This is a genomic window from Calditrichota bacterium, from assembly GCA_014359355.1.
In the GTDB taxonomy this organism is placed as follows: domain Bacteria; phylum Zhuqueibacterota; class Zhuqueibacteria; order JANLFK01; family Oleimicrobiaceae; genus Oleimicrobium.
The window spans coordinates 1-5,889 of the sequence record JACIZP010000272.1; the positions used below are offsets into that span (position 1 = coordinate 1).

Annotated in this window: 5 protein-coding genes; 2 read left to right on the forward strand and 3 right to left on the reverse strand. The window is 61.4% G+C overall.

Features of this window, described 5'->3' with window-relative positions:
• The 3 genes from H5U38_11960 to lexA form a co-directional block, all read right to left on the reverse strand.
• Nucleotides 1–2,161: DNA polymerase III subunit alpha (locus H5U38_11960; protein ID MBC7187738.1), on the reverse strand; the 2,161-nt coding region annotated here is incomplete at its 3' end.
• Nucleotides 2,158–3,321, reverse strand: a complete 1,164-nt coding sequence (locus H5U38_11965) for a hypothetical protein (GenBank protein MBC7187739.1) — start codon at nt 3,319–3,321, stop codon at nt 2,158–2,160. The genes H5U38_11965 and H5U38_11960, both read right to left, overlap by 4 nt.
• Nucleotides 3,322–3,415: 94 nt before the next feature.
• Nucleotides 3,416–4,027 carry a transcriptional repressor LexA gene (gene lexA, locus H5U38_11970; protein ID MBC7187740.1) on the reverse strand — a complete coding sequence of 204 codons (612 nt, stop codon included), beginning with the start codon at nt 4,025–4,027 and terminating at the stop codon, nt 3,416–3,418.
• A gap of 432 nt (nt 4,028–4,459) precedes the next feature.
• On the opposite strand from lexA, the gene H5U38_11975 reads away from it, so the two are divergent.
• Together H5U38_11975 and H5U38_11980 are read left to right on the forward strand one after the other, a co-directional pair.
• Nucleotides 4,460–5,032: a hypothetical protein gene (locus H5U38_11975; protein MBC7187741.1), complete on the forward strand. Its 573-nt coding sequence runs from the start codon at nt 4,460–4,462 to the stop codon at nt 5,030–5,032.
• Nucleotides 5,033–5,095: 63 nt separating this feature from the next.
• A partial coding sequence (locus H5U38_11980) for a TonB-dependent receptor plug domain-containing protein (GenBank protein ID MBC7187742.1) occupies nt 5,096–5,889 on the forward strand: 794 nt, incomplete at its 3' end.

Here is a 5,889-nt window from a genome sequence, read left to right on the forward strand (position 1 = left end):
CCGCGGCCATGAACTCCGCCGGATAGTGCGCGCGCAGGTAGGCCGACTTGAACGAGACCAGCGCGTAGCTGGCACTGTGGGGCTTGCAAAAGGAGTAGCCCTCGAAGCTCATAATCATCTGCCAGACCGCATCGATGGTCTGACGTGCGACGCCCTTGGCTAAAGCACCGCGGTAGAACTTGGCCTTCAGGTCCGCCAGGCGCTTGTGGCGATGCTTCTTGGACAAAATCTTGCGCAACTCGTCTGCCTCGGCCGGATCAAAGTCAGCCAGGGCCATGGCAGTCTTGGCAACGTCCTCCTGGTAGACCATGATGCCGTAGGTCTCCTTGAGAATGTCGGCCAGCAAAGGGTGGAGAGGCGTGTACGGCGCCCCTTTGAGACGCGCCAAATAGGCCTGGATAAAGAGATTGGCTGCCGGGCGGATGATACTGGAATGAATCACCAGGTGCTCAAAGTCGCCGGTCTGCGCCTTTTTCTGCAGCTGGCGCATAGCAGGCGATTCCACGTAAAAGACGCCCACGGTGTCGCCGTTTCTGATCAACTCCTGCGTCTTGGGATCGTCGATGGGATTCCAGTCCTGGTAAGTGATCTCCACGCCATAGTTGGTGCGGATCGCCTGCAAGGCATCGCGGATGACCGCTAAGGAGCGGTTGCCGAGGAGGTCGATTTTAACCAGGCCTGCCTCTTCGGTCTGGTCCTTTTCCCACTGGATGATGGTGACCCCTTTGGCGGCACGCTGGCGTGGCACATAGTTGTCGATGCAATCTGGGACGATGACCACCCCACCGCAGTGCACGGAGAGCTGCCTGGGCACGCCATGCAGTCGCCTGGCCAGCGCGATAATCTCTGGCCACGGCGGGGGGAGCTCCTGGCCGCGAAAGAGCGGATGGGAGCCCATGAGCTCGACAAAATCGCCGGCAAACCAGAGGCGGGAGAACCTCTTGGTGACCCTGGTGATTTCCTCCTCGGTGAGGCCATAGACCTTGGCAATTTCGTGCAGGGCGGCCCGTGCTTTGAAGCAGACGTGGTTGGCCACCATGGCGGCGCGCGCCTCGCCATAGGTGCGAAACACATAGTCGAGCACTTCGTCGCGCTCGTCCCAGGCAAAGTCCACGTCGATGTCTGGCGGGTCCTTTCGCCCGGCGTTGAGAAAGCGCTCAAAGAACAGATTGTGCCGCAAGGGATCTACGTGGGTAATGCCCAGACAGTAGGCCACCAAGCTGGCCGCCCCAGAGCCTCGCCCGCAGGTACGCGGCGACTGGCGGACGATGTCGTGCACGACGAGAAAATAGTCCGCAAACCCTTTCTGTTGGATGATCGCCAACTCGTGCTCCAGGCGTTCCCGCACCGGCGCGGTGATTGCCCCATAACGCCATAGAGCGCCTCGATAGCTCAACTCCCGCAGGCGTTGGTAAGCGGCCGCGCCATTGGGATTGGGGAAGATGCAGCCAGTATTGTCCGGAACGAAGGTGCACTGCTCGGCGATGCCCCAGGTGTTGGCAAGGGCCTCTGGACAATTGGGGAAAAACGCCGCCATCTGCGCAGGACTCTTGAACCAGCTCTGGGGATGGGCACACATCACCGGAGGCAGACGGGAGAGTGTGGTGTTGAGGTCGATAGCCCGCAGCAGCCGATGGATGTCGTACCCCTGAGGCTCCACAAAATGCACGTCGTTGGTGGCCACCGGCGGCAGGTGATGGCGCGCGGCAAACGCTAGCAGCGGGCCGTGCACACAACCAGGCGCTAACTCCACGTAGACGTCAGCGGTACCACTCTGCCGCACCACTGCCTCCAGAAGGGGCAGCGAGTGGCTGATGACGACAAGGCCCTGGCGATCGTGAATGAGCTCCTCGGCTAAGGAAAAGTCCTCCCGCAAATGGCGGGCTGAGAGCATGTGGCAGAGCCGGCGGTAGCCCTGAGCACTTTTCACCAGCAGCACGGCTCGCGCCTGGTCAGTGACCACCTCCGCGCCGACTATAGGCCGCACTCCGCACGCCTGCGCCTCCCGCACAAACCAGATCAGGCCGTACAGACCATTGGTGTCGGTGAGCGCTAACGCGGGCATTTCATGCCGCGCAGCAGCGGCGCACAGGGCCTCAATGCTGTCGGCGCCCTCCAGAAAGGAGTAGTACGAGTGGGTGTGTAAATGGACAAAGTTCATGGGCACAACATGCTCCGGGCGAAGCGAATGGCCTCCTCGCCGAAACGGGTGCGAATCCGATCGATTGCCTGCGTCAACGCTGCGGTCTTGGCCGTGGAATTTTCCATAAAAAGAGGCAGCTGGCGCGGCTGCGCCTTCAGGTCGAAGAGCACTAGCGAGAGGGCGCGCACGCGCGTGCGGCGGACGAGCGTTTTTTCCAAAAGCGCCGCCACTGCCGGATAGAGCTCGATCTCCATGTTGGAAGGTACCGGCAGACGACATTGGCCGGCTGCCTCGCGATAGTCGGCATAGAAAATGTGGATGCGGGCCGCGTGGGCAAGGAAGCGGCTGCTGCGCAAGCTGCGTGCTGCCTTTTCCAAGAGGACGAACAACGCGGCACGCAGCACCTCCAAGTCGTTGCTTTCCTCAGTGAGCGTACGACTGACGCAAACTCGCGGTGCTCGATCCGGCGGCTGTACCGGACGGGGGTCAACACCACGCGCGTTCTGATACAGAGCTACCGCATCCTGGCCAAAGGAGACCGCCAGTTGCGGCAGCGAGAGTCGCTGCAGGTGGCGCACGAGCCGAATGTTCAAGTCCAACAGTTGCTCCTGGATGGGTTTGGTCACCGCCGGCAGCAGTCCCACGTGGAAGGGGGCGATAAACGTGCTCTCCTCCCCTTGTGGGACCCGGCGCAGGCCGCTCGGCTTGATGACCGCAGCCGCGAACTTGCTGACCATCTTGTTGCTGGCCAGTCCCACTGACACCTCCAATTGCAGGCGGCTCTTGAGCTCTTTTTGGGCGCGCCAGGCGGTGTCGGTTGCCCCGCCGAAGAGGCGCTGCGTAGCGGTGATGTCCAGGTAGGTGTGGCCGTAGCGCTCGGGCTCGAACACTGGCGACAGGGTGCTGAGGACCTTGTTCATTGCCTGCGTGGCCCGGGCGTAAATGCGCTCGTCCGGGGGCAGCACGACCACATCCCGGCACTGTTTGAGCGCATCCTTCAGGCGCATCCCTTTGCGCAGGCCGGCCTGGCGGGCCTCAAACGACAGCGCCAGCACCTGCGCCCGTGCCCCAGGCGGCGCGATGACTACCGGATAGCCCCGGAGCCGCGGGTTGCGCAGGCGCTCCACCTGCACCGGAAAGGCGGTGGCGTCGGCGTATATGATGGCACGCGGTTGCATATGGTGTACATTAGTTCACCTTATCGGGCAAAAAAAGAGACGCCCTGCACAACTTCTCCTCAGCAGGTCACCAGAACCTCGCTCTCGCCAGCCCTTAGCCAAAGTGGCGGATGAGCCCCACCACTTTCCCTTGAATGCTCCATGCCTCCTCAGGATAGATGTCACTAAACGCGGGGTTCTCTGCCTTCAGGTAGCGCTTTTCACCCTTGATCACCAGTCGCTTGATGGTCACCTCCTCGCCGATGAGGGCGGCCACCACGTCGCCGTTATCTGCCTCTTTCGTGGATTTGACGATGACGATGTCGCCGTCCAGGATACCGGCGTCCTTCATGCTATCGCCGCGCACGCGCAACGCAAAGTGTGCCCCTTTGGAGCGGAGAAACGTGCCTGGCAGGTGCAGGTAATCCTCGATGTTTTGCTGTGCCAGTACCGGGCGACCCGCGGTGATGGTCCCCAACAGGGGCACACGCACCTCGCGCTCGCGGCTCTGCTCGGCGCGCGGCCGCAGCAGCCTGATGCCCCGCGCCAGACTGGAGCGGGAGATGTAGCCCTTCTTGACCAACGCATCCAGGTGCTTGGTGACCGCGGTCTTGGAGGTTACGCCGAGCTCGTCGGCCAGCTCCTGCAGCGTCGGAGGGGCGCCCTCGTTGACCCGCCGGGTGATAAGGCTCAGCACCAGAGCCTGTTTCGGCGTCAATTCGTCCATGCCTTTCCCCTGAAATCGGGTTGTGGTGTACATTTGTGCACCATAAATATACAGTCGTCCTCGTGAAAAGTCAAGAGGAATTTTTGTTTGCAGGAAAATTTTTTTGTGCCACACAACCGGCCCAATGCTCATGGAAGTCACCTCTACCTGCTCCAAACCCGTAGCCTCGTGCGATACGCTTTCACCAGACCTCGCGGGACGACTCCATGCACTCAGCATCAGGGTGCGATAGGCTGCTACCCACTTACCGGCCGACTGCCCCGCCCTGCCCAGAGGCCAAGAAATAACTTGACAAAATCAGCCGAGTTCGCTATACTTTACCAGGAAGGAGCATGTGTTGCCGCTTCTCTCTGCATGGGAAGCGGGCCGTGAAGCCATGACGGGTCGGAGTGGATGACGGGCGAGCCAACATCAACCAAATGGAGGAGAGCTATGCGCAAAGCTACGCCTGTTGTCGTGTTCTTTGGGGCAGTTGCACTGTGTGCCGGGCTTTACCTCGCCTGCGACAAGGGTGAACCCACCAAGCCTGAACCCAAGTTGGAGTTTCCGGTCAAAATGCTCGGCGGCGACCCGGTAGGCCAGTGGCGAGCAGACTCGGCCACTATCCACCTGGTGGACTCTTCGCTCCTCGCCTTGATGCACAGCTTTGGCGTCTACGCCTTTACCCACGAGGAGAAGCTGAGCGGTACACTCACCATTCGCCAGGACAACAGCTACAGCGCCGCCTGCACCTTGGGGGTGGAGGCCACGGTCTGGTTTGGCAGCAAACCGGATTCGCTCACTCCGATGGTCTACGCCGGCGGCGACACCTTGGTGAAAAACGGCGTGGTGGGCAGGCAGCTTCCCAATGCGCTCATCTTCGACTTTGGCTACACTAATTTCCGCCTGGATACCTTGGGTTACACGGCCACGGCCAACCAACTGAAGCTGGTGAGTCTTCCCTCGGCGCTGCCTTTCATGGGCACCAGCATTGCCATCTACTTCATGCTCTACTTCTCGAAGTGAGCCCCACTTATCGCCTGCGTGCGGCGTGCATGCGGGCAGTGGAACTCTCTTGGAGGCCTTGCCATGAAACAACGTGTCACTGCGCTGGCCCTGCTGTTCGCCTTGGCAGCCACAACACCGCTTTTGGGGATGGCGGGCGATGCGGGCAGTGTACGCGGCAGTGTGGTGGAGGCGGGCTCGGGCCGGCCCATCGAGGGGGCTAATATCATAGTGACGGGTACCATCCTTGGGGCCGCCACCGATGCGAAGGGGCGGTTCATCATTCCCAAAATTGCCCCGGGATGGTACACGGTGGTCATCTCCTGCATGGGCTACAAGGAGGTGACCTTGGAGGTGAGGGTGCTGCCGGGCATGCCCACGGAGGTCAACGTCTCTTTGGAGCAGACGGTGATTGAGTTAGGAGGCTTAGTGGTCACCGCCAGCAGGTACCAGCAAGCCCTGCGCGATGTGCCTGCCTCCATGGCAGTGCTCCAGGCCGACGACATCGCCCGTCGCAGCCCTATGGGCGTCGATGAGGCGCTCAAGTATGTGCCGGGCGTCACCACCATGGGCAACAACATCAACATCCGCGGCGCCAGCGGCTACTCCTCAGGCATCGGCACCAGGGTGCTCGTGCTCCTGGATGGGGTGCCCTTCATCCGTGGCGACGACAGTGACGTGGATTGGGACGCGGTGGTGCCCACGCAGGTGCAGCAAGTCGAGGTGATGAAGGGAGCCGGCTCTGCCCTGTACGGCTCCTCGGCATTGGGCGGTGTGGTCAATGTGGTGCTCAAGGAGCCGGAGGGAGGCTCACGCTTCTTTGCCCGCACCTATACGGGATTCTACGACCGACCGAACCGCGAGTCATGGATCTGGAC

Coding starts and splice junctions, on each gene's coding strand:
- H5U38_11965 (MBC7187739.1), bottom strand. CDS start 3,321: ATGCAACCGCGTGCCATCATATACGCCGACGCCACCGCCTTTCCGGTG.
- lexA (MBC7187740.1), bottom strand. CDS start 4,027: ATGGACGAATTGACGCCGAAACAGGCTCTGGTGCTGAGCCTTATCACC.
- H5U38_11975 (MBC7187741.1), top strand. CDS start 4,460: ATGCGCAAAGCTACGCCTGTTGTCGTGTTCTTTGGGGCAGTTGCACTG.